The sequence below is a fragment of the Nonomuraea sp. 3N208 genome (assembly GCF_052245935.1).
Classification (GTDB): Bacteria; Actinomycetota; Actinomycetes; order Streptosporangiales; family Streptosporangiaceae; genus Nonomuraea.
On record NZ_JBQQBR010000006.1, the window covers coordinates 170596 to 193891 of the forward strand.

At 68.3% G+C, this 23296-nt stretch carries 15 protein-coding genes; 6 read left to right on the top strand and 9 right to left on the bottom strand.

All coding sequences use genetic code 11. The features are described from left to right. Positions 1-47: 47 nt before the first annotated feature. From ACTWPT_RS10820 to ACTWPT_RS10830, 3 genes are all read right to left on the bottom strand, one after another. Entirely contained in the window at positions 48-8492 is an 8445-nt protein-coding gene (locus ACTWPT_RS10820; protein WP_443177146.1) for a DNRLRE domain-containing protein, read from the bottom strand. Positions 8493-9315: 823 nt separating this feature from the next. Beyond that, positions 9316-10191 (bottom strand): tetratricopeptide repeat protein, encoded by an 876-nt coding sequence (locus tag ACTWPT_RS10825; RefSeq protein WP_443177147.1) that lies wholly within the window; start codon positions 10189-10191, stop codon positions 9316-9318. A 19-nt stretch (positions 10192-10210) separates the two neighbouring features. Continuing rightward, entirely contained in the window at positions 10211-11644 is a 1434-nt protein-coding gene (locus ACTWPT_RS10830; RefSeq protein ID WP_443177148.1) for an aldehyde dehydrogenase family protein, read from the bottom strand. Between the two features lie 154 nt (positions 11645-11798). On the opposite strand from ACTWPT_RS10830, the gene ACTWPT_RS10835 reads away from it, so the two are divergent. Continuing rightward, positions 11799-12878, top strand: coding sequence for a class I SAM-dependent methyltransferase (locus ACTWPT_RS10835; protein ID WP_443177149.1), 1080 nt, complete (start codon positions 11799-11801; stop codon positions 12876-12878). Between the two features lie 28 nt (positions 12879-12906). On the opposite strand, the gene ACTWPT_RS10840 is transcribed toward ACTWPT_RS10835, so the two are convergent. Beyond that, positions 12907-13851, bottom strand: a complete 945-nt coding sequence (locus tag ACTWPT_RS10840) for a hypothetical protein (protein ID WP_443177150.1) — start codon at positions 13849-13851, stop codon at positions 12907-12909. Between the two features lie 37 nt (positions 13852-13888). Here ACTWPT_RS10840 and pgeF point away from each other — a divergent pair, with 37 nt between their 5' ends. Then, positions 13889-14596: a peptidoglycan editing factor PgeF gene (gene pgeF / locus ACTWPT_RS10845; protein WP_443177151.1), complete on the top strand. Its 708-nt coding sequence runs from the start codon at positions 13889-13891 to the stop codon at positions 14594-14596. Here the strand turns inward: pgeF and ACTWPT_RS10850 are convergent. The 3 genes from ACTWPT_RS10850 to ACTWPT_RS10860 are packed head-to-tail and all read right to left on the bottom strand — an operon-like array spanning position 14593 to position 16831. After that, the gene (locus tag ACTWPT_RS10850) at positions 14593-14934 is read right to left on the bottom strand and encodes a hypothetical protein (protein WP_443177152.1); all 342 of its coding nucleotides are present in this window, start codon (positions 14932-14934) and stop codon (positions 14593-14595) included. The two genes, pgeF and ACTWPT_RS10850, sit on opposite strands and share 4 nt — an antisense overlap. Before the next feature lie 26 nt (positions 14935-14960). After that, entirely contained in the window at positions 14961-16112 is a 1152-nt protein-coding gene (locus ACTWPT_RS10855; RefSeq protein WP_443177153.1) for an ATP-dependent DNA ligase, read from the bottom strand. Next, complete coding sequence (locus ACTWPT_RS10860) at positions 16112-16831, bottom strand: pyrimidine reductase family protein (protein WP_443177154.1); 720 nt, start codon at positions 16829-16831, stop codon at positions 16112-16114. Before ACTWPT_RS10860 ends, ACTWPT_RS10855 begins: the two co-directional genes overlap by 1 nt. Positions 16832-17167: 336 nt before the next feature. On the opposite strand from ACTWPT_RS10860, the gene ACTWPT_RS10865 reads away from it, so the two are divergent. Next, positions 17168-17563: a hypothetical protein gene (locus tag ACTWPT_RS10865; protein ID WP_443177155.1), complete on the top strand. Its 396-nt coding sequence runs from the start codon at positions 17168-17170 to the stop codon at positions 17561-17563. 26 nt (positions 17564-17589) lie between these two features. Here ACTWPT_RS10865 and glgX read toward each other — a convergent pair whose 3' ends face one another. Further along, positions 17590-19719 carry a glycogen debranching protein GlgX gene (gene glgX, locus ACTWPT_RS10870; protein ID WP_443177156.1) on the bottom strand — a complete coding sequence of 710 codons (2130 nt, stop codon included), beginning with the start codon at positions 19717-19719 and terminating at the stop codon, positions 17590-17592. A gap of 193 nt (positions 19720-19912) precedes the next feature. Further along, positions 19913-20338 (bottom strand): OsmC family protein, encoded by a 426-nt coding sequence (locus ACTWPT_RS10875; RefSeq protein ID WP_327590568.1) that lies wholly within the window; start codon positions 20336-20338, stop codon positions 19913-19915. A 163-nt stretch (positions 20339-20501) separates the two neighbouring features. Between ACTWPT_RS10875 and ACTWPT_RS10880 the strand changes: the two genes are divergently transcribed. The 3 genes from ACTWPT_RS10880 (at position 20502) to ACTWPT_RS10890 (ending at position 23288) form a co-directional block, all read left to right on the top strand. Further along, positions 20502-21059, top strand: a complete 558-nt coding sequence (locus ACTWPT_RS10880; RefSeq protein WP_443177157.1) for a sigma-70 family RNA polymerase sigma factor — start codon at positions 20502-20504, stop codon at positions 21057-21059. Next, a complete protein-coding gene (locus tag ACTWPT_RS10885) occupies positions 21059-21949 on the top strand; it encodes a maleylpyruvate isomerase family mycothiol-dependent enzyme (protein WP_443177158.1) in 891 nt (296 codons plus the stop codon). The genes ACTWPT_RS10880 and ACTWPT_RS10885 overlap by 1 nt, the downstream gene beginning before the upstream one ends. Positions 21950-22088: 139 nt before the next feature. Further along, on the top strand, positions 22089-23288 hold the full coding sequence (locus ACTWPT_RS10890; RefSeq protein ID WP_443177159.1) for a serine hydrolase domain-containing protein: 1200 nt from the start codon (positions 22089-22091) through the stop codon (positions 23286-23288). Positions 23289-23296: the final 8 nt, after the last annotated feature.

The following is a 23296-nucleotide window of genomic DNA, read 5'->3' on the forward strand; positions in this document are numbered from 1 at the left end:
AGCTCCACACGCGCATCCGGCATCAGCGCTTCGCTATTTGCTTGATGTCAACTGGGCCAGGGGGCGAGGGGGTAAATGGATCGCATCAACCCCCCTGCTCTTGGAATTTGGAACTGAACGCGAACTCCTTGCACGACGGCCTGGCCTTGAATCATTCCTGTGATCGAGTCGTATCCTACGACCGTTGGATTGTTCGCCAGCGCTTGGCGCGCTATTTCATCGAGTTTTTCATTGGGCATGTTCTCGGGCCAGAGGTCCTTCCTCGCCGTGACACCGTCCCCCTTTGGAAAGTGGTTGGTGCGGACATGATCGAAGTCCAACCCTTCGTAAGTCCGCGGCAGTTTGACTCCCTTGAGGTCTCTCGCGCCGCGCTTCATGACCGACTGCGTGCCGTCGCCGGCATCGTCAAGTACGCCCGGTCCGGCTCCTCGTCCTGCTTTCAGGAGAGGTTTCAGGACCTTCGACAGGCCGAAAGTAACCCAGCCCGAAGCGGCCCAGGCGCAGGCGCCGACATCACCACGAGCACACTCCACGTAATCATCGACGGTGAATGACCACGCCAGGTCCCACAGCGCGCGCTTTCCTCCTCTTTCTTCTGCCTTGTCGTAATCGGGACTGACGGCGTATGGAGTGAACGGATCCTTGACGTTGGTCAGCTTTCCCGTATCGGGATCGATGCCCATCTTCTGCCAACATGCCCGATCGCACGTCTGGGGAAGGTTGACATTCTGCGACTTCCTGCGCTTCGGTGTGCCATCGGGGTTCAGGTCACCCGAAGCCGACCGCCTGCCGGTATTGCAGTATTCGCCTGGTGTGCAGCCGCTGTGGCCGTCGAGTTCGATGATGTTGATGGGGTTGCCGCCGGTGAAGGCGTAGCGGTTGGCGGTCCAGGGGTCGAGGCCGAGGGAGAGGTCGGCGAGTGCGCCGTTGTAGGTGTCGAGGTTGAGGAAGCGGTTGAGGCCGGGGTTGTAGTCGCGGAACCCCATGTCGTACATGCCGGTGGAGTTGTCCCAGCGCTTGGCGTTGAAGCGGTAGGGGTTGTACTCCTCCTTGGCGGTGGGGTCGACGGGGTCGGGTTTGTCGATGCCGGTGAAGAGTTTGTCGTCGTTCTTGCCGTAGGCGGTGTAGCCGTAGGTGGCGCGGGTGTCGCCGGTATCGCTCGTGATCTGTTCGACGTCGGTGTGGGGGTTGTAGCCGTAGTAGGACGACTCCTCGGTGCTGTCGGCGTTGACCTTGACCTGGGACAGGCGTTCGCCCCAGGGGCTGTATTGGAAGGACTTGACCAGCTTGCCGGCCACCTCCTCGTCGAGCACCTCCGCCGAGAGGCCGAGGTAGGAGTAGGTGGTGGTTTTGGCGTTGGCGGTGCCTTCCTTTTCAGTCTTGGTGGTGGTGCGGTCGAGTGGGTCGTAGGTGTAGGTGGTGACCGTGTTGGTGGTGCCGTCGCCGCCGAGTTTTTCGTGCTTGGTGACGTGGTCGAAGCCGTCGTAGGTGTACTTCTCCTGCGTCTTGCCGCCGCCTTGGATGGTGCGCAAGCGGCCGTAGGGGTCGTAGGTGTAGGTGCTGGTGGCTCCGCCGGTGACGGAGGTCATCAGGCGGTTGCGGTCGTAGGTGAAGGTGGTCTTCTTGCCGAGGACCTCTTCTTCCCAGACGTTGCTGTTGGCGTCGTGGGAGTAAGTTTCGGTCTCGGCCGTGCCGCCGCCGGTCGGGGTTTTGACGGTTTTGGCGATGCGGTCGCGGGGGTCGTAGGTGTAGGCGTAGGTGTGATCGAGGTAGGCGCCGGGGTTGTCGGCGTTCTGGATCTTGGCGTGGTCGCTTGAGCGGTGCAGGTTGCCCTGGTAGCCGATGGTGTGCTCCGCCACCACAGCGGCGTTGGGCTTCTTTTCGAGGGAGTGGCGCAGCACGCCGGACAGGAAGTAGTCGTAGGTGACGGTGTTGCCGTTGGCCTTGGTCTCGGTCAGGCGTTCGGCGCGGGGGGTGTAGGTGTAGCGGGTGGTCTTCGGCGCGGTGTCGGTGGCCGACTTCTTGTTGACGACCTCGTTCACCAGGTCACGCACGTCGTAGCCGTAGGTGGCCACCGTCTTGTCGTGGGTGCGGGTGGTGACGGCGCTGTTTTCGTTGTAGGCGTAGCTGGTGGTGTTCTTCAGCGCGCCGTCGAGGAACTCCTTGATGGTGTCAATCTGGTTGAGGTTGGTGTAGGCGACGTCCCAGATGTCGATCTTGGCGGTGGGGGACTTGTCCTCGATCTTGGTGAGGTTGGCGTTGGGGTCGTAGGTGTAGGCGAAGTCCTTCTTCTCGGCGTCCGCCTCGCCGCTGTTGTCGCGGACCAGCTTGACCGCATCGGCCGCTACCGTGCCGTTGGCGTCGTCGGTAAGGGTGACGCTGTGCGTGGTGCCGGCGGTGAAGGTGTAGCTGCCCAGCTCGACCCAGGTGCCGGGGTTCTGGGTCTGGTCGACGGTGACGTTCGCCTCGCCGCCCTGGTGCTTGACCGTGTATTTGGCGTTGGTGGCCGTGGCGCCGGTCGGGTACTGCAGCTGGACCTTGTAGGTGCCGTCGGTGGGGGTGGTCAGGTTCCAGGTGAACGCCGACTGCCCGGTTCCCGCAGGAGCCGTCGCGTAGTCATAGCCGACGAACCCGGTGGCCGCCTCAGCCTGGGGGCCGACGATATTCGAGGCGGAAGTGCCGCCCGAACCCGGCGTCCAGGTTCCGGTGGTGGTGACCTGGCCGGTGTCGGAATTGTCGTTCATGACGACGTCGAGGCCGAGCGGGGTGCCGTCGTCGGAGTGGGTCTTGAGTTTGCCGTCGGGGTAGTACGACCAGTCCAGCGCCCGCTGGCTGGAGCCGCCCGCGCTGGTGACGGTGCGGTTGGTCTGCAGGCCGAGCTCGTTGTAGTCGTAGGTGGTCTTGATGTCCCACGGGTCGGTGGTGGTCTTGGACCAGCCGTTGTCCCAGTAGGTCATCGTGGACACGTTGCGGATGGTCTGCCCGTGCGAGGGCGGGTGCGAGATCGTCTTCAGCCGGGAGACCGGGTCATAGGTGTAGAGGACCTTGTCGGGGGTGTTGTAGACCGGGTCGTCCTTGTCGTAAGGGTAGATCTCCTCGGCAGGGCGGTTCAGCTTGTCGTAGACGGTTTCGGCGATGAAGTCGCCCGGGTCATCGGGGGTCTCCACACCGCGCGGGGTGACGACTTTGGTCCGGTTGCCGACCTCGTCGTAGATGAACTGGGTGGTGACGTACTTGATGACGCCGCCGGTCTCCGAATGCGGCACCTTGGTCTCGGTGACGTCGCCGCGCGCGTTGTAGGCGGTGATCGTCTTGTTGTTGTCCTGGTCGGTCTGGCCGACGACGAGCCCGTCCAGGTCGTAGTCCACCGAGGTCTGGTATCCGGCGGCGTCCTTGACGGTCGTGACCCGGTGGTTGAGGTCGTAGGTGGAGAACGCGGTGTAGTCGTCCGCGGTGGTGGTGTTCTTGCGCGGGTCGATGACCGTGGTGACGTTGCCGACGTTGTCGTAGCGGTAGGTGAGTTTGTGCTGGTCGGCGTTGAGGACGTCGGTCAGCTGGTAGATCTCGTTGTACTTATTGGTGGTGGTGAACTCGGCCGGGTTCGCGCCGGGCAGGTTGCCCTTCGGCTCGGTCTGCGACGTGAGGTTGCCGGCCAGGTCCCAGGTGAAGGTGGCCTTGCGCTCGGGCCCGGTGTCGGTGTCCTTGGGCAGCACCGATGCGACCAGTTGGTCGGCTTTGTCGTAGGTGGCGGTGGCGACGGCGCCGTTGGGGGCGGTGGTCTTGGTGATGTTGTCGTTGCGGTCGTAGACCGGCGCGGGCGTGGTGATGAACACCGGCGGGGAGGCGTCCTGGTCCTTGGGGACCTTGGACTCCAGCGGGCGTTTGAAGATGTCGTAGGTCTGGCTGGTCGTCTTGCCCAGCGCGTCGGTCACCGACAGCACGTTGCCGCGCACGTCATAGCCGGTGCTGGTGACGTTACTTTCGGCGTCGGTGATCTTCTCCGGGAAGCCGGAGGCGTGGTAGTCGGTGAACGTGGTGGGGTTGTCTTCGGCGTCGATGACCTTGGTCAGCTGACCGACGGGGTCGTACTCATAGAAGGTGGTGTAGTCGGTCGCGTCCGGCGTCGGGACGCCGAGCGGGTCGGTGACCGTCTTGAGGTTTCCGAGGGCGTCATAGCTGAAGGCCCAGCTGCGGCCTTGCGGGCTGGTCTTGGTCTTCAGATCGGCGACGTAGCCGCCCAGGCCGCGGTAGTAGTCCAGCACCGTCGCCTTGGTGACCTCGGCATTGTTGGCCTCGGCGTCGGTGATGGTCAGCGGGTAGCCGGTCTTGGGGTCATACGTCCAGCTGGTGATGGCCTGGTTGGGCTGCCCGCTGGCTTCGATCAGGTCGGTGACGTTGTGGTCGGGGTCCCACTGCAGCCGGGTGGTCTCGTCCTTGGCGTTGATGATCTTCTCGGGGCGGCCCAAGGCGTCCAGCTCGTACATGGTGGCGTGCTGGAGCGGGTCGGTGACGGTGGCGTGGATTTTCGCCTCGTCCGGGCCGTCGGGGTCGACGTAGTCGAAGGTGGTGACCCCGTCCAGCCGGTCAGTGAGGGTCTGGATCTTCCACAGATCTTCCGGGTCTTCCGTCGCGTCGTAGTAGTCCAACTCGGTGGCGCGCTGCTCGGGGTTGTCCGGGGTTTCCGCGTGCGCCCGCGGGTCGATGACCTTGACGAGCTTGACGTTCTTGTTGCCCTGGGTGGCGTCGTAGCGGAAACCGAACGTCTTCGCGCCATCGTCGCCCGCGCCGTCGACCATCCTGGCCATCAGGCCCTTGTCGGTGTAGGCGAAGGTGACCTTCCGGCCGGCGATGTCGGTGATCGACTCGACGTTGTCGATGATGTGCGGGTTGGTCAGCTTGGTGTCCTGGACCGGCTGCCAGGTCTCGTCATCGATGTAGGTGTAGTCCTGGCCCTTGGCGTAGTAGTCCAGGGTCAGCGTGCGGCGGCCGGCGGCGTCGGTGATGTGCTGCAGGAACTTGGTCGGCTTGTTGTTGGAGCGGCGCCGTTCGTAGCTGAACGACATGGTGTTGCCGTTCTTGTCCACGATCGCGGACTGGAAGCCCTCGGAGTCGAAGAAGAACTGGGTGCGGTCGGGCTTGGTGAACACCCATTGCCGCAGCGGGTCGGTCGAGCGGCGGGTCGCATCGTCTGCGCGGGCGACCTGCTGCAGATACAGGTGCACGCCGCGGGGGTTGGTGTAGGCGCAGGTGGACGGGTTGCAGGTCGAGGTGTCGGTGCCTTCGGGCAGGGTCCACACGTGCGTGGTGCCATCCCCGTCGGTCAACCGCACCTGTGTGGGCCAGTCCCGGCCGGGCGGGTGGAACTGCAGCTGCGAGCCCAGCTTGACCAGCGTGGAGGTCTGCAAGGACCAGCCGTAGCCGAGGGAGGCGGTGGAGGTGTCGAGGCTGTTGTAGGTCATCCTCGCGAAGGTCTGCGGCCCGCGGGAGGGGTTGGAGAAGGCGTTGTAGCCCCACACCACGTTGCCGGCATACAGGTTGGTCAGCGCGGTGCCGCCGGCGCCGGTGTTCTTGCCGGTGTAGGCGTAGAACTTCTCCAACCCGAGCAGGTCCGAGGTGGGGGAGTCGATGCGGATCTGCTGCGGCAGCTGCGGCAGGTGGTGGGTGGCCGACTTCCAGTTGTTGGTCGTGGTGTCTTGTACGTCCCACACCAGCTGCACGCCCTCGGCCAGGTTCGTGCTGGTCACCGTAGGGGCTTTGACATCGGCGTAGACCACCACAGACTCGCCCGGCGCCAGGTCGACCGGCAGCATCGTCTTGAGCTGGTTGCCGGCGGTGGAGATGTCGCTGCCGTCGGGCAGCTTCCAGTGGTAGGAGACCGCGGTGGAGGCGGCGGGCCAGGTCTCGCTGGTGGTGTTGGTGACCACCACCGGCAGTTGCCGGGTGGCGCCGGCGTCAAGCCGCTCCGGGGTGCCGGGCACGTAGAACGTCGAGGCCCCGGCGCTCTTCTCCTTGTAGGTGACCCGCAGCCGCGGCCGCAACACCGGTTCGTCGGCCTCGCCCGACAGGAAGGAGACCGACTGCTTGGCGGTGCCGGCCTCGTTGGCGACCTTGACCAGCAGGCCCTTGCTCGTGGCCGGGTCGGCGACCCAGGCCTTGGCCGCGTCGGTGACCGTCCACTTGCGCCAGCCCGGCGTAGCCGTGATCCCCGTGACGGTGTCCAGGGCGGTGGCGTCGAAGTCGCCGCCCGGGCTGGTCCATGGGCTGGTCCAGGTCGCCGACTCCGCAAACGACGTGCTCAGCTTGTGCGCCGCAAAGCCCGCCCCCGACCCTGTCGAGGTCGCCGCCCACAGTGACAGCGTGGTCTGGCTGATCTCCGCATCCGCCGGGATCTCGGTGGCGAAGTCATCGAACCGCACCACGGCGCGAGTGTTGGCCTGCGGGGTGGCGGTGTTGCCGGCCTGCAGCCGCGGCCCGTCATGGTCGGCGGACGGCTCGCCGGCGGCCAGTGTGGTGTCGGCCGTGCCGTAGATGGTCGTGGCGATCTCGCCCGGCCGTGGCAGGATCACCGTCAGCTGCTGCGACGGCGAGCGCTGCCCGTTGGCCAGCACCGCCTGCACCCAGTAGGTGGCTTCGTGGATGTAGGAGGGGTCGGCCACCGCGTCGGGCTCGCCGCCGCTGGAGGTGTCGGTGTAGGAGGTGACATCCGATGGCAACGCCGTCACCAGCTGATCGTTGCTGGTGGAGTGCCCCTCGCCGAGCTGGCAGCCTGATGGGCAGTGCCGATACAGCTCATAACCCAGGAGATCATCGGAGGCATCGCCCGGAGTCGGGTCGGCATACGCGGTCCACGACAGCGACGCACCGACCGAGGTGGCCGTGGTCACCGGGTTGATCAGCACGCTCGGGGTGCCGTAGGTGACCACCAGCCGCGGGTAGTGCGCGGTCTCACCGTTCATGCCCTCGCCGCCGTACACCTCGGCCGCGGCCTCATACACCGGCCCACCGACCTTACCGGTCGTGCCCTCATCGGCCGCCTTGAGCATGAACCCCAGCGCGTCCCCTCCCGAGGTCATCCACTTGTTGACCACGCCGGTGACGTCGAAGGAATGCCACCGCGACAACTCACCGGGATTGCGGGTCACCGTCGCCTCGGCGCTTGCCACCACCGAGGGCTGGTTGTTCCAGTTCACCAGCCACGAGTCCCAGTCGGAGGTGATCTCATGCGCGCCGACCGTGACCGGCCCCGCCTCACCCAGCGCCTGATCGAAGTACGTCTCCAGCCGCGCCTGATCCACCCGGGTACCCGCCAGCGCCAGCAGGTCGTCGAAGAACATCAGCGCCCGGTTGATCGCCCCCGCGCTGGTCTTGCCCACCGGCAGATTCCACGCCGCATCGAAGTTGGTGGTCTTCTGCGCCGAGCTGACGTAGGTGTCGTGCGACTCCCAGGCCAGCGGCTGGATCCGGATCGTCGGGTCGATCACCACCGGCCACTTGCGCTCGCTCGCGGCCAGCCAGCCCGCATCCGGCACCAGCGTGATCCTCGCCTCATCGCCCTGCTGCTGCACGGTCTGGGTGACCGCGTCGCTGTAGCGCTTGCCGTACGGGGAGGCCGCATCCCCCTCCGAGTCGATCATGAACGGCTTCGGGATGGTGAACACCGCCGTGCCGTCCTCCCCGAGGAACGCGATCGACCCATCGGGTTGGGCCTGCGCCCGCAGCCCGCCGGTCTTGACCGTGAACGCCAGCGACGTGCCCGCCGCTGGCGCCTTCGACAACACCAGGAACTCCTTCACCCCCTCCGGGGTGAGGCGATACACCAGATCGGCGCCGTCCCACACCGCCGGATAGGTGATCGTCGAACCCTCGACCTTAGGGGTCAGCTGCCGGGCATCGCCGGGCACACCCAGCGTCAGCTGCCGATCACCCGCCTTGACACGGACCAGCTTGTCGGAGGAGTCACCGAACCGGGTCGCATATCCGGCCTTGTCGTTGCCGTGCACGAACCCGTCCTCGGCGACCGGCGAGATCCGGGTGTCGATCGGCTGATACTCGCCCTTGCCGTCCCGGTAGTGCACCGGCCGAGCGGAGACCTCGGCCTGCAGCCGGCCGTCGTCCAGCTCGTACACGCTGGCGAACCGAGACCGCTTGCCCGGCAGCTCCTTGACCCGCTTACCCGGCGGCGCCGCCTGCGGACGGGCAGCTGGGCGGGTGTCCCGGCCCGGCAAGGCGCCCATCTGGGCGCTCGGGGGTGTCTTGCCTTCCGGCTCGGCGGCGAACCAGCCGGCCACCTGGCCGGTCACCCAGCTCGAGACGCGGGACAGGAATCCGGGCTCCGCCGGGCCACCGCTCTGCGCCGCTACAGGCGGCGCCGACACCAGCCAGGCCAGCAGCGCCAGCGACGTGATGACGACGACAGAACGGCGTAACCGTGTGTGACGTCGACGGTGGGGCCGTCCGGCCGGTTGCGGTCGAGGGACGGGTAATTGCGACACGGGCACACTCCACACTCACGCGACCCCTCGCGGGGCCGCAGGTAAGGAGGATCTAAAAGATCCTCAGAGCAAAACACCCGAATCACGCCACAAACCGGCACATTCGGTCAAGGTCAACGGAAGGTGACTTACCCGAGCTATCGAACACACTGTTGAAACGAGGGCGGCAGGGTTCTCATGCTGCGAAGATCCACCCCAAGATGAGGTCCCCGGCCGACACGCACAAGAGTTACGGAGAGTGAAAGGCGCAGGTTGCTGTAGAGCCCTTCAGTGCACCCCTGATCAAGTTCCCAGGAAACTCACAGGAACCAGCACAACCCGTAAACCTCCGGCCGACACGTCGAGCGACCTGCGGAGAGGCGTATCAGACGGGGCCATGGCGGCGAATCTTTGCCTGACGGTCTTGACCGCCGTCACCATCCATGTGTAGATCGAAAAGGTTGGCCCGCATCACACCGCGGAGAGGACAACCCAAGTGCCAGTGGCCGGAACACCCCACGGTGACGACCCGCCCTCGCGACGACGCGAAGGAGCATCGACACGGCCACGGACGACGGTCAGGTAGCCCGACGGGATCGCACCCCCGGTCTCCCATAGAGTGAAGTCAACCACTGGCGAGGTGTTTATGGCTGGGCTCTTTCTGTAGGCCCTACGCGGACAACAAGATCGTTCCCGGAAAATGCGGACTTCCTGCCCGGACGCCTGCAGGAACTCACCGATGGTGGGCTCCCGCCAGCCCACTCGGTAATCGGGCAAGGCGTGGGTGCTTTTGGAAGGACGCCCGAGCGACTAGCGAGGACCATGCTTTTACCCCTTGGCCCCCTTAGCCGCCGAATTCCAGGTTGAGGGCTTGGGTGAAGTCGGAGACCGCTTCCTCGTGGCGTTCCAGCTCCTGGAAGATCTCGCCGCGCACGCGATACGCCCACACATATTCGGGGTCCAGCTCGATCGCCCGGTCCAGGTCGGTCAGCGCCGCCTCGTTGTCGCCCAGCTCGCTCAGCACCGCGCCCCTGCTGCCCAGCGCCCGGTCATTGTCCGGGTCAAGCTCGAGGGCCCGGCTCAGGTCCGACAGCGCCTCCTCGTATCGGTCGACCATCCGGAGGGCCTCGCCACGTCGGCTGAGGGCGCGCACGTGCTCGGGGTCCAGGCTCAGCGCCTTGGTGTAGTCGTCGATCGCCTCGGCGTACAGGTGCATGCGTTGGTACAGGTCGCCGCGGGCCACCCAGGAGTAGGGCAGGTCGCCGTTCAGGGCGAGGATCTTGGCGTGCTCGTCCAGGGCCTCGTCGAGGCGGTCCAGGTCCACCAGGGCGTCCGCCTTCGCCTCCAAGATCCACAGGGAGTCGGGGGAGAGGGTGAGGGCGTGGTCGAAGTCGGCCATGGCATCCTCCAGGTGGCCCATCGCGGCGTGGGTCTGGCCGCGCGAGCCGAGCGCGTACGCGCTGTCCGGTTCCAGCTTCAGCGCCTCGTCGAAGTCCTCCAGCGCGGCCTCGTACCGCTCGATCATGCGGTGGCTCTCCCCGCGCAGGCGCCAGGCGCGGGCGTTGTCGGGCGCCAGGGCGATCGACTCCGTCAGGTCCGCTATCGCGGCGTCATGCCGCGACAGGGCGATGTACGATTCGGCGCGGCTACGCAGCACCGATGCCCGTGACTGGGCGGCTGCCTCCGAAAGGCCGGAGTGGTCCTTGATCCCCTCGCTCACGAGGGGCAAATCTATCCGACTAGATGTGGATAATGGCGGCTTTTTCGCGGGTGAACTCGAGGACCGAATCGTGGCCGTACCCGCTGTCCTTGACGCCCCCGAACGGCAGCCCCGGCGGCATCTGGCGGAAGGTGTTCACCCAGACCGTACCGCTCTGCAGATCCCGTACAAAGCGGTGTGCGCGGCCGAGGTCACGGGTCCAGACGCCGGCCGCCAGCCCGTACGGGGAGTCGTTGGCGATCTCCAGCGCCTCCTCGTCCGTCTCGAACGGCAACGCCACCCCCACCGGCCCGAAGATCTCCTCCTGGCACACCCGCAGCGAGTTGTCCTCCGTCGTGAACAACGTCGGCTCCACCCAATAACCGCCCGGCAGTCCGGGCACCACGTCGGCGCCGCTCCGGCCGCCGAAGACCAGCCGGGCGCCCTCCTTCTCGGCCAGCTCCAGGTACGAGGTCACGCGCTCGAACTGCCCGGCCGACACGATCGGGCCCATCGTCGTCGCCAGGTCCTGGGGGTCGTCCAGCACCAGGCCCGCGCAGATCTCCTGGATCCGGCCCAGCAGGTCGTCCCAGATCGAGCGGTGGATGAGGATGCGCGAGCCGGCGACGCAGACCTGCCCGGCGTTCCCGGTGTAGATGGAGTTCACGGTGACGCCCTGGGCTGCCGCGTCCAGGTCGGCATCAGGAAAGACGATATTGGGGGACTTGCCGCCCAGCTCGAACGTCATCGGCTTCAGCGAGTCCGCCGACGCCCGGGTGATCGCCTGGCCGGTCGCCGTCGAGCCGGTGAGGCTGATCTTGCCGACGTCGCGATGCCGCACGAGGGCGTCCCCGACCTCCTCGCCCAGGCCGCTGACGATGTTCAGCACCCCGGGCGGGAACACCCCGGCCAGCAGTTCGCCCAGTCGCAGCACCGACGCGCTCGCCTGCTCGGCCGGCTTGACGATCACCGTGTTCCCGGCCGCCAGCGCGTACGCGGCCTTAGCCGAGAAGGTCGAGATGGGGGAATTCCACGGAATGATGCAGACCACGACGCCGTACGGCTCCCGCCGCGTCAGCCCCAGCGCGTCGGGCCCGAGGATGACCGTGTCGCCCTTGACCGCGTCCAGGCACTGCCCGGCGGCCAACTGCCACAGGTACGCCATCCCCGGCAGGTCCTTCTTCAGTGTGTCCCGCAGGATCCGGCCGTTGTCGCGGGTCTCCAGCCTGGCCAGCTCCTCGGCGTGCCGGCCGAAGACCTCCGACACCTTGCGGAGAAAGTGCGCCCTGGCCAGCGCGGGCAGCGCCGACCAGGCGGGGAACGCGGCGCGGGCCGCCGCCACGGCCGCCTCGGCCTCTGCGGGGCCGCCCGCGGGGACCCGCGTCCACACTTCGCCGGTGGCCGGGTCGATCGAGTCCATCGTCCGGGCCGCGGCGACCAGCTCGCCGCCGATGAGATTACGATAGTCAGGCACGCACCCAAGCATATGCTTGCTTGATAACATCAAGCCATAAGTCCTGACATGTCGATGAGAGCCTGTGTCTCGTCGCCCAAGAGCCTGTAAAGCGCCCGAACCTGGGCGCATAGTCATAGCGGTGTGGGGCAAGACGCTTCGCAAGGTGGTGGCTATGTCATATCGACGACTTTTGGGGCGGCTCGCGTACGGCTCCCGCTATGACGGTGTTCCTTGGGGCCAGCGCGTCTATGTGCGGCCCGGCGAGCGGCTGATCCGCGAGGCGCAGTGGAAATGGCTGACCAGGCGCGCGCCGGTCATCTCGCTGGAGGCGTACCAGCAGCTCAGGCCGCTGGGTGAGATCGAGGAGTTCCTCGGCTGCATGATGTGCGGGGAAACCCGCCAGCAGCCGCTGTTCGAGCCGACCGGCGGCCCCGGATCATGGCGCTACTACGTCGTGCGCTGCCCGTCGTGCGGCTTCCTCTACCGCAATCCGAACGTCCGCCCGGAACGCCTCGGCGACCTGTACGCCACTGGCTACAGCCACTTCCTGTCCGGCAAGTACGCGGCCAACCGGCAGCGCCGCTACGACCTGACCATGAAGGCGTTCTCGCCGGTCTTCGACGAGGGCAAGGAACGGCGCCTGCTGGACTTCGGCTCCGGCGTGGGCCTGTTCCTGGAGTTGGCCGAGCAGCGCGGCTTCGACGCATTCGGCGTGGATCTGTCGCCGGAGTCCGTCGAGCAGGCCAACGAGCGGCTGGACAGGGCGCGGACCTACTTCGGCGCGCCCGAGGACGTGCCGGAGATCGCCGCAGGCGGGTTCGACGTGATCACGCTCTGGTCGGTGCTCGCGCATCTGCCCCGGCCGCTGGAGGACTTCAGGAAGTTCCGCCGGCTGCTGGCGCCCGGCGGGGTGCTGCTCATCCTGACCGTCAACGCCCGGTCGCTCCTGCTCAAGGCGTACGGGCCGGCGTGGAGCGGCTTCACCAAGAACCACCTGATGTTCTATTCCTCGGAGACGGTGCGCACGCTGCTCGGCCGTACGGGCTTCGCCGGCGTCGCCTTCGCCCCCCACTACGGCGACACCATCGAGGCCGGCACCACCAAACTGCCCTCCGACCTGATCACGCGGCTGCGGAGCAACGTGGAGCTCAGCGACGGCGGCAACATGATGCGCGTGCTGGCCTTCGCCGACGAGGAGGCCATCGGCCGCTGGGGCGGCGGCCCTCTCGCGGTCCACCGCCTGCACGCCTAGGGCCCCGGACACACCTGGACCGCCGGACTCAGACCTCGGGCACACCCAGGTCGGACGGGGGCGACGGAGCTCGCTGCGCGGTCAGCCGCTTGGCCAGCTCGGGATCGAGCTGCTCGATCAGCCGCTGCACCAGCGCAGCCCGCCGCACCCGCTCGCGGCCCAGCTCACGCGGCACCACGCCCAGATGCCCGCCGGATGGGTAGATGTTGGGCGCATTACGCAGCCCCATCTTGAGGTAGACGGGCGCGGTGGCCCGGACGATCTCCACCGCCTCGTAGAACCGTACGAACCCGCCCTGGTCGTCCGGCACCTCCAGGTAGAGGTCGATCGGCAGCCGGGTCGCGGCCCGGATCTCGGCCAGGTGCGGGATGGTCAGGTCGGTGCCGACGTTGACCGTCGTGGCGCCCAGCCGTTCGAGGATCGCGGCGGTCGGGCCGTTCGTGAGCGGCAGCAGCACGGAGGTCTTCAGCACCAGGTTGGCCGGCAGCGTGCCGTCCTCCTTGAGCGTCCGCAGCACCTCCAGCGTGCCGAGATCGCCCACCAGCAGGCTGCGGATGCCCAGCGAGCAGGCCCGCAGGGCGTCGGCCACGCACGCCGCCACCATCGCGTTCCCCCGCGCCGCCGCCCCTACGGCCTGCGTGAGCTTCGCCTGCCCGCCGGTGTCCCAGGCGGCCCGCGGCCCGAGGAACAGGTTCACCTCGATGCCGCGCTCGGCCCCGATCCTCGCCATGTCGGAAATTTCATCGTCCGTCAGCATCATCACCCCGCTGCCCTGCGAGGTTCTGGCGACCGGCACGCCGAGCCGGTCGGCCTCCGCGACCACGGCCTCCAGCACGGCGGGCCCCTCCACGCTGGGAATCTCGAACCGGTACGGCGCACCGTCCGCGAAGCTCGTCCCCGCAGGGGACGCGGCCTGCACCACCGGGTGCCCGAGGCGGGCCATCAAGGCGTGCAGATCGGCAAGACTGGTCATGGGTAACCTCCTCCTCGTGCCACTTTAGGATCTAGGCATGGAACTGGCCCCTGGAGTCCACGTCGCCATCACCGATCGGCACGGCGGCGTCAGCGCCCCGCCGTACGGCTCCCGCAACCTCGGCGGCATGGTCGGCGACGATCCCGCGGCCGTGCGGGCCAACCGAGAGGGCCTGACGACCGAGCTGGGCGTGCGGGCCGTCGTCTACATGCGCCAAGTCCACAGCGCCGACGTCACGTACGTGAGCGAGCCGTTCGGCGACGACCCGCCGCCGCTGGACGGCGTGTTCACCACCGAGCCGGGGCTGGCGCTCGCCTCGCTCGGGGCGGACTGCCCGGCGGTGCTGCTGGCCGACCCGCAGGCCCGCATGGTCGGCGCCGCGCACTCCGGCCGCCCCGGCACCGAGGCCGGCATCGTCACCACCTTGGTGGCGGCCATGGCCGCCAAGGGCGCCGTGCCGGGCAGGATGGTCGCGCTGGTGGGGCCCGGCGCCTGCGGCCACTGCTACGAGGTGCCCGCCGAGCTGCGCGAGCGGGTCGCCTCCCGGGTGCCGGAGACCTGGTCGACGACGTTGTGGCAGACGCCCGCGCTCGACCTGAGGGCTGGCATCGAGGCCCAGCTCAGGGCGGCGGGGCTGGAGGACATACGCCACGACGCCCGCTGCACGATCGAGTCAGAAGAGCTCTACTCCCACCGTCGCGAGCAGCCGGGCGGCCGCTTCGCGGGGCTCATCTGGATGGTCTAGCCGCTCTTGCCCCGGTTGCTGAACAACACGTTGACGATGATGATCGCGACCCAGATCGGGATCACATAGCCCGCACGGCCGTCGCCCATCAGGACGAACAAGATGGTGGTGAGGGTGCCGAGGCTGAGCGACACGATCGCCAGGGCGAGCCGCTGCGCGTCGCTCGGCCCCTGCTGGGCCACCGACTTCGGGGCCGCATGGGCCAGACGCTCGTCCACCCGCCGGTCGACCTCCTTGCCCATCTTGTCGAGGAACGACTCCACGATGGCGTCCTCGAAGTCGGGCCCGAGATCGCGGCGGGCGGACACAGCGGCCTTTAACTCATCCCCAGTACTCATACATCGAGATATATCGGGATATCGGGCTAGTGGGCAAGGATGTCGTCAAGGTTGTAACTGACGGGACGCTCCAATTGCTCGTACGTGCACGACTCCGGCGTCCGGTCGGGCCGCCAGCGGCGGAAGTGCGCGGTGTGCCGGAACCGGTCGCCTTCCATCTGGTCGTAGGCCACCTCCATCACCCGCTCCGGCCGTAGCGGGATGAACGACAGGTCCTTCTTCGCATTCCACCGCGACACCGCCCCGGGCACCCGCTGCCCACCCCTCGCGGGCCCGGCGGCCGGCTGGCCGATGTTGGCCGCCGCCTGCTCGGCCCAGTGCCCCCACGGGTGCTCGCTCAGCTCGGCGACGAGCGGCCTGAGCTCCTCCACCAGCTCGGCCCTGCGTGCCATCGGGAACGACGCCGCCACCCCCACGTGGTGCAGCCTGCCGTCGTCGCCGTAGAGCCCGAGCAGCAACGACCCGACGATCGGGCCCGACTTGTGCTCCCGGTAGCCGCACACCACGACGTCGGCCGTGCGCTCGTGCTTGACCTTGAACATCGTGCGCTTGTCCGGCACGTACGGCTGGTCGCCCGGCTTGACGATGATGCCGTCCAGTCCCGCGCCCTCGAACGTCTCGAACCACTCACGCGCCTGCTCGTCGCTGGTCGTGACAGGGGTCAGCCGGACGGACCCGACCTTCTCCGGGAAGATCCCCTCCAGCCGGGAGCGCCGCTGCGCGAACGGCGTCTCCATCAGCGACTCATCGCCCAACGCCAGCAGGTCGAACGCGATGAACTGGGCCGGCGTGCGCTCCGACAACATCTTCACCCGCGACGCGGCCGGATGGATGCGCTGCTGCAGGGCGTCGAAGTCCAGCTGCGACCCCATGGGCAACACGATCTCGCCGTCCACCACGCACTTGTCCGGCAGCTCGGCCCGCACCGCCTCGACCAGCTCGGGGAAGTAGCGGGTGAACGGGCGCTCGTTGCGGCTGCCCAGATAGACCTCGTCCCCGTCGCGGAACACGATGCAACGGAAACCGTCCCACTTCGGCTCGTAGAACAGCGTTCCGTCCTGCTTCGGCATGGCCTTGACCGCCTTGGCCAGCATGGGCGGCACCGGCGGCCGCACCGGCAGATTCGGCACCGGCTCCGGCTCTTCGACCGTCCCGGTCGGCTCCGTTGGCTCGCTCATCAGCTGTGCTCCCTCACGTACCTGCAGAAGAGGACCCCCTCCTCTTCCAGCACCTGCTTGAGATCCAGTGTGACCTGCGCGGGCTCGCCGTTCTGAATGCGCGCCGCGCCGCCCCCGACCAGCATCGGGCTGATCGACAGGCACAGCTCGTCGACCAGGTCGCAGGCCGAGAGCTGGGCGTTGACCCGGGGTCCGCCCTCGCACAGGATCCTCGTCAGCCCCCGCTCGTGCAACTGCGCCACCGCCAGCCGCAGGTCGACGCTGTCCTCGCCGACCACGATGACGTCGTTGTGCCTGGCCAGCTCCTTGCGTCGCTCGTGGGGCGCGGACTCGCAGGTGATGACGATGGTCGGGGTGGTGGCGGCGGTGAACAGCTCGTCGTCGAGGTCGAAGCCGAGGCTGCGGCTGATGACCGCGATGTGCGGCACGTCGGGGCGGCCCGCGCGGATCTCCGCCCACGAGTCGCGCGGCTTGACCGGGCCGTACCCCTCCTTGCGCACGGTCGAGGCGCCCGCGACGACGACGTCGGCCAGCCCGCGCAGGACCTGGAAGATCCGCTTGTCGCCGCTGCTCGACAGGCCGCCGGAGCGACCCTTCAGCCAGGCGGCGCCGTCGGCGCTGGCGACCATGTTGAGCCGCAGCCACGGCTGGCCCTCCGGGTAGGCGTACGCCTGCACGATGTCCGGGTTGTCTTGTATGTCGGGATAGATGCGCCGCACTCCTCTACCTTGGCACACCGCCCCACCCAGCTTCACCACCCACCGACCCCCACCCCGCTCGGCCCGCCGCCCACGGTTCACTGTCCTGCATGTCCCTACGAGGGCGGCGCAGGAAAGCAGCCGGGGGAGCGGCGGTGCGCGCAAAGGCGCCGGATGGCGAGCGGGGCCGGGCGATGGGCGGCGTGCCCGGCGAGCACACACGAGGCCCAGTCCTAGAGCGTCGGCATTCGCAGACGGCGAGCTTTCCGGCAGAAGCCGCTTTCGTTTATGTGGAGACATACCGGCGACTCTCGGCTTAACGTGACAACAGGGATGGGACGGACAGGGGAGGGGCCCGTGGGCCTGGTCACCGTCGGGACGTGGACGATCGCCGCACTCGCCGGGCTTTACCTGCTCTACCTCTGGCTCTCAGGAGGCGGCATGCGCCGGGCCAAAGTCACCCGTTTCCCTGCGACACTGGTCTTCTCCCACCCGACGCTCGCGGTGTCGGCGCTGGTGTGCTGGATCGCCGCCCTGGTCACCGGGAGCCGGGTGCTGGCGTGGGTGGCGTTCGGGGGACTGGCGGTGGCCGCGCTGCTGGGGTTCGTGATGTTCACGCGATGGCTTGGGGCGGGCCGGCACGAGAAGGACGGGCCAGGGTTCCCAGTGCTGGCGGTGACGTTGCACGGGCTGGCCGGGGTGACGACGTTCGTGCTGGTGTTTCTCACGGCCAGCGCGGCACGCGTTTTCTGAGCGGCCCTACCTGTTGCCGGAGGGCCTCAGTGAGACCTGGCCGCGCGCGGGCGCCTGAGCACCTGAAGGGAGCGGGCCGTGACGGCCACCACGTCCCCCGCATGCCACCCATCCTCCGCGAACACGTCCTCCACCGTGTCGTGGCTGGTGTCGAGCACGGGCAGCCACCCGGTGCCGAACTCATCGCCGGGCAGCGTGAACGACATGTTCTCGTGGTGCGCGTTGATCAGCAGCAGGAACGAGTCGTCCACGATCCGCTCGCCCCGCGGCCCCGGCTCGGTGATCGCCTCGCCGTTGAGGTAGACCATGAGCGACTTGGCGTAGCTGATGTGCCAGTCGCCCGCCGTCATCTCCGCGCCGCCCGGCCTGAGCCAGACCAGGTCGCGGGCGCCGTTGTCGGGGTGGCGGCCGTGGAAGAAGCGGCGGCGCTGGAAGACCGGGTGCTCGCGGCGCAGCTTCGACAGCGCGCGGACGAACTCCAGCAGGTCGGACTCGGTGCGCACCATCGACCAGTCCACCCACGCCAGCTCGTTGTCCTGGCAGTAGGCGTTGTTGTTGCCGCGCTGGGTGCGGCCGATCTCGTCGCCGTGGGACAACATCGGCACGCCCTGCGACAGGAACAGCGTGGCCAGGAAGTTGCGGCGCTGGCGGCGGCGGAGCGTGACGATGCCGGGGTCCTCGACCGGCCCCTCGGCGCCGCAGTTCCACGAGCGGTTGTCGTTGGTGCCGTCGCGGTTGTCCTCGCCGTTGGCCTCGTTGTGCTTGTGGTCGTACGACACGAGGTCGGCGAGCGTGAACCCGTCGTGGCAGGTGACGAAGTTGATCGAGGCGACCGGGCGGCGGCCGGACGACTCATACAGGTCGGCGGAGCCGGTCAGGCGGGAGGCGAACTCGGGGAGGGCGGAATGTGTGCCCCTCCAGAAATCGCGCACGATATCCCGATACTGGCCGTTCCACTCCGTCCACAAAGGAGGGAAGTTTCCGACCTGGTAGCCGCCCGGGCCCACATCCCACGGCTCGGCGATCAGCTTGACCTGGGAGATCACCGGGTCCTGCTGGATCAGGTCGAAGAAGGCGCTCAGCCGGTCCACGTCGTGCAGCTCCCGCGCGAGCGCCGATGCCAGATCGAAGCGGAAGCCGTCGACGTGCATCTCCAGCACCCAGTAACGCAGTGAGTCCATGATCAGCTGCAGCGCGTGCGGCGAGCGCACATTGAGCGAGTTGCCGCACCCGGTGTAGTCGAGGTAGTAGCGCCGGTCGCCGTCGTGAAGCCGGTAGTAGGCCGCGTTGTCGATCCCCCTGAACCCCAGCGTTGGCCCCATGTGATCGCCCTCGGCCGTGTGGTTGTAGACCACGTCGAGAATGACCTCGATGCCCGCCTCGTGCAGCGCCCGCACCATGGCCTTGAACTCCAGCACCTGCTGCCCCCGCGTGCCCGCGCTGGAGTAGCGGCCATGGGGGGCCAGGTAGGCCATGGTGTTGTAGCCCCAGTAGTTGGTCAGCCCGCGCGCCACCAGGAAATGCTCGGGCACGTAGTGGTGCACCGGCATCAGCTCGACCGCCGTGACCCCCAGCGACAGCAGGTGATCGATGATCGCCGGATGCCCCACCGCCGCGTACGTGCCCCGCAGGTCCGGCGGCACGTCGGGATGCCGCATGGTGAGCCCGCGCACGTGGGCCTCGTAGATCACGGTCTGGTGGTAGGGGATGCGCGGCAGCCGGTCGTTGCCCCACTCGAAGAACGGGTTGATGACCACGTTCTTCGGCATGTAGGGCGCGCTGTCCTCGGTGTTGCGCCGGGAGGGATCGGTGAAGTAGTAGGGGAACAGTGCCTGGTTCCAGGTCAGCTCGCCGTCGATGGCCTTGGCATAGGGGTCGAGCAGCAGCTTGGCGGGGTTGCACCGGTGTCCCTGCGACGGGTCGTAGGGACCGTGCATTCGGTAGCCGTATCGCTGGCCAGGCTGGATCCCCGGAAGGTAGCCGTGCCAAACGAAACCGTCGACCTCGGGCAGATCCACCCGCTCTTCGGTGCCGTCATCGTGAAAAAGGCACAGCTCGACCCGCTCGGCGACCTCGGAGAACACCGAAAAGCTGGTGCCAACGCCATCCCAGGTGCCGCCGAGTGGATAGGGCTCGCCTGGCCAGACCTCGCGCATGTGGCCCAATTGTCGCACGGGATAACCGCTCTTGGTCCTCAATGAGCCGATGCCCTCACGACCAGGACACCTACAGGTCCCGATCGCCGGCGGCCGGCGCCGCATGAAACGGCGCCGGAACGGCTCGGCTCGCCCCGCGACGCCGCGGACGGCCTCGGAGGGGAGAGCGGCGCCGAGGGCGGGCGGAGGAGCGTCAGAGCAGCTCGGCCTTGAGGGAGATCGTGGTGCCCGTCAGGGCCTTGCTGACCGGGCAGTTGGCCTTGGCGGTCTCGGCCGCCTCCTGGAACTGCTCGGCCGTGATGCCTGGCACGTGCCCCTTCACGGTGAGCACAATGCCCGTGATGCCCTCACCCGGCTGGAACGTCACGTCCGCGCTCGTCTGCAGCGACTCAGGTGGCGTGCCGGCGCCGGCCAGGCCGTGCGAGAGCGCCATCGAGAAACAGGACGAGTGGGCGGCCGCGATGAGCTCCTCCGGTGAGGTCTTGCCGTTCGCCGCCTCGGCCCTGGAGGGCCAGGAAACCTCGAACGTGCCGACGCCCGAGGTGTCGAGCGAGACGGTGCCCGAACCGTCGAGCAAGGCGCCCTTCCACTGGGTGGTTGCGGTACGTGTGGTGGCCATGGCTATGTGCTCCCTCCGTCGTGGACTTCCGACACTATCGCGGTCCGATCGACGGCTGACAAAGTGTGCCGCGCCGGTCATCCGGCTCTACTTTTCCGACGAATAATGACATGCTCGGGTCGCGGTGCATCTGCCGCCTTGGTCCGGATGAAACGGGAGTGTGGTGCCAGTGGAGGCACCGTACGACGACCGGCTGCTGCATCAGCGGGTGGTCGGCGGCGATGAGTCGGCGCTGGGAGAGGTCTACGACCGGTTCTCCTCGCTGATCTTCGGTCTCTCTCTGCGGGTCACCAGGGACCGGGTGATCGCCGAGGACATCACGCAGGAGGTGTTCCTGGTCTTCTGGGAACGGCCGCTGGCCTACGACCCGGATCGCGGCACGTTGCGTGCCTGGCTCGCGACGATCGCGCACCGCCGGGCGGTCGACCACGTACGCGCCGAGGAGCGGCGGCGGGTGTCGGCGCTGGGGCCCCGGTTGTTCGAGCGGGAGCCGGCCAGGCTGGAGGACACCGTGCTCGCCGCCGACGAGGCCGCGCGGGTGCGGCAGGCCGTGACGTCGCTGCCCGAAGGCCTCCGACAGGCGATCGAGTTAGCCTACTTCGGGGGCAGGACATATCGGCAGGTCGGCGAGGAACTGGGCGTGCCTGAGGGCACGGCCAAATCGCGCATCCGGCTCGCCCTGAGGCGGCTGGCGGACGCGCTGGCGGAGGAAGAGGTGTGATGGACGCCGTCGAGCGTCTCTACCTGGACGCGTTGATGGAGGAGCCGGCGGTGCCGGCGGGCTCGTTGCGGCCCCAGCTCCTCGCCGGGGCCCGGGCGCGCCGCAGGCCCGCGGCTTCCACCGCCGTCTGGGTGGAGCCGTATGCGGGCCGCGTGGCCGCGATGGACGCGCTGCTGGCCTCGGCCGTGGAGGAGGACTGGTCACGCGTCATCGTCGAGGGCTGGACACTCCAGGAGCTCGTCGCCCACCTGGCCGCCAAGGACGGCCTCCTCGCCGCTTCCGTGGGCGCCCCCGTGCTCGGCCCGCCCATCGGGGCGGCCGACTCGCTGGGACGTACGCACGACGTGCAGGCGTACGAGCGGGCCCGCAGCCCCGAGCAGACGAGGCGGGACTGGCGGGCGCAGGCCGACGCGCTCTGCCGCCACCTGGCGGACCTGCCGCCGACCACGCCGGCCACCCTGGACGGCATGGAGATCCCGGTGAGCGACCACATCCTGGCTAGGGGCCTGGAGACGTGGGTCCACACGGACGACGCCGCAAAGACGGCCCGGCTCCGGCTTCCCCACCCGATCCCGGAGCACATCCGGCCGACCGCGGACCTGTGTGCCCGCCTGCTTCCTTGGACGATGCTCTTCTCCGGTCTGAACGGCGCCGGCCGCACGCTGCACCTGACGCTGACCGGTCCTGGCGGCGGTGAGTGGCTGCTGCCGCTGGGGGTGGAGGAGAGCGCGCCCGGCGAACCGGACGCGCACATCAGCGCGGACGTGATCGAGTTCTGTTTCCTGCTCGGCGGCAGGGGAGACCCGGCGGACTTCCCGGCCGAAGTGGCCGGCGACCTCGCCCTTGCCCGGGACGTCCTGACAACGGCCCCGGCCCTCTCCGGCCCCTGACCCCGCCCCCGTCCCCGCGGCGGCCGGGTCGGAATGCGGCAGGATGCCGGGTGGGGCGGTGCCGTCAGGACCGATGAGTTGCGCGCCTCCTGGTGGTCTGTTCTCCGGTAGAGGCGACGGACGGACGAGAGGGTTCCCCATGGGTGAGCAGGCCGGAGGTTTGTCGGCGGTGCGGCTCGGCCGGATGCGGGAGGTGCTGGCCCAGGCGGTGGCGGACGGCGACGTGCCAGGGGTGGTCGCGCTGGTGCACCGGCGCGGCGAGACACACGTCGCCGCACTCGGCTCCCAGGAATTGGGCGGCGAGGCCCCGATGCGCCACGACACGATCTTCCGGATGGCGTCGATGATGAAGCCGATCACCGCCGTCGCCACCATGATCCTGGTTGAGGAGTGCCGGCTGCGGCTGGACGACCCGGTGGACGACCTGCTCCCGGAATTGGCCGCGCCGCGCGTGTTGCGCCGCCCTGACGGACCGCTCGACGACACCGTCCCCGCCGAGCGCGCGATCACCGTACGGGACCTGCTGACCTTCCGCCTGGGCGCCGGCCTGGTGCTGGGCGACACCCCGATCCGGCGGGCGATGGCGGAGGCCGGGTTGGGCATCGGCCCCGACGGGCCCCCGTTCGGACCGGACGAGTGGATCAAGCGGCTCGGCGCGCTGCCATTGGTGCACCAGCCGGGGACGACGTGGATGTACAACGTCGGGGCCGACGTGCTCGGCGTGCTGATCGCCCGTGCCGCGGGCCGGCCCTTCGCCGACTTCCTGCACGAGCGGGTCTTCGAGCCCCTGGGCATGCGCGACACCGGCTTCCACCTGCCGAAGGAGAAGCTCGGCCGGCTCGCGGGGTCCTACGCCCCCGCCCCGGGGACCGGCGCGCTGGCGCCGCGCCCGGGCCCTCGCGAGGGCGCGTGGGACCGGCCGCCGGTCTTCCCCTCCGGCAGCGGTGGCCCGAGCCTGCTCTCGACCGCTGACGACTACTTGGCGTTCTGCCGCATGTTGCTGCGCAAGGGCCGGTACGACGGCGGCCGGATCCTGTCCAGGCCCGCGGTCGAGCTGATGACCACCGACCACCTCACGCCCGCGCAGAAGGCCGGCAACGAGATGTTCCTCGGGTCGGGCGGCTGGGGGTTCGGCCTCGCGGTCGACGCGCGCCGAGACGACCTGGCCGTCGGCCCCGGCCGGTTCGGCTGGACCGGCGGCCTGGGCACCGAAGCGTACGTCGACCCCGCCGAGGACCTGGTCGGCATCCTGCTCACCCAGCGCGCCCTGGACGCACCCCTGCCCCCGCGCGTGTTCCAGGACTTCTGGACCCTGGCGTACGCGGCGATCGACGACTGATCCCGCGA

Excerpts from the sequence above, each read along its gene's own strand:
- ACTWPT_RS10835 (WP_443177149.1), top strand. The coding sequence starts at position 11,799 with ATGTCATATCGACGACTTTTGGGGCGGCTCGCGTACGGCTCCCGCTAT.
- ACTWPT_RS10840 (WP_443177150.1), bottom strand. The coding sequence starts at position 13,851 with ATGACCAGTCTTGCCGATCTGCACGCCTTGATGGCCCGCCTCGGGCAC.
- pgeF (WP_443177151.1), top strand. The coding sequence starts at position 13,889 with ATGGAACTGGCCCCTGGAGTCCACGTCGCCATCACCGATCGGCACGGC.
- ACTWPT_RS10850 (WP_443177152.1), bottom strand. The coding sequence starts at position 14,934 with ATGAGTACTGGGGATGAGTTAAAGGCCGCTGTGTCCGCCCGCCGCGAT.
- ACTWPT_RS10855 (WP_443177153.1), bottom strand. The coding sequence starts at position 16,112 with ATGAGCGAGCCAACGGAGCCGACCGGGACGGTCGAAGAGCCGGAGCCG.
- glgX (WP_443177156.1), bottom strand. The coding sequence starts at position 19,719 with ATGCGCGAGGTCTGGCCAGGCGAGCCCTATCCACTCGGCGGCACCTGG.
- ACTWPT_RS10875 (WP_327590568.1), bottom strand. The coding sequence starts at position 20,338 with ATGGCCACCACACGTACCGCAACCACCCAGTGGAAGGGCGCCTTGCTC.
- ACTWPT_RS10885 (WP_443177158.1), top strand. The coding sequence starts at position 21,059 with ATGGACGCCGTCGAGCGTCTCTACCTGGACGCGTTGATGGAGGAGCCG.
- ACTWPT_RS10890 (WP_443177159.1), top strand. The coding sequence starts at position 22,089 with ATGGGTGAGCAGGCCGGAGGTTTGTCGGCGGTGCGGCTCGGCCGGATG.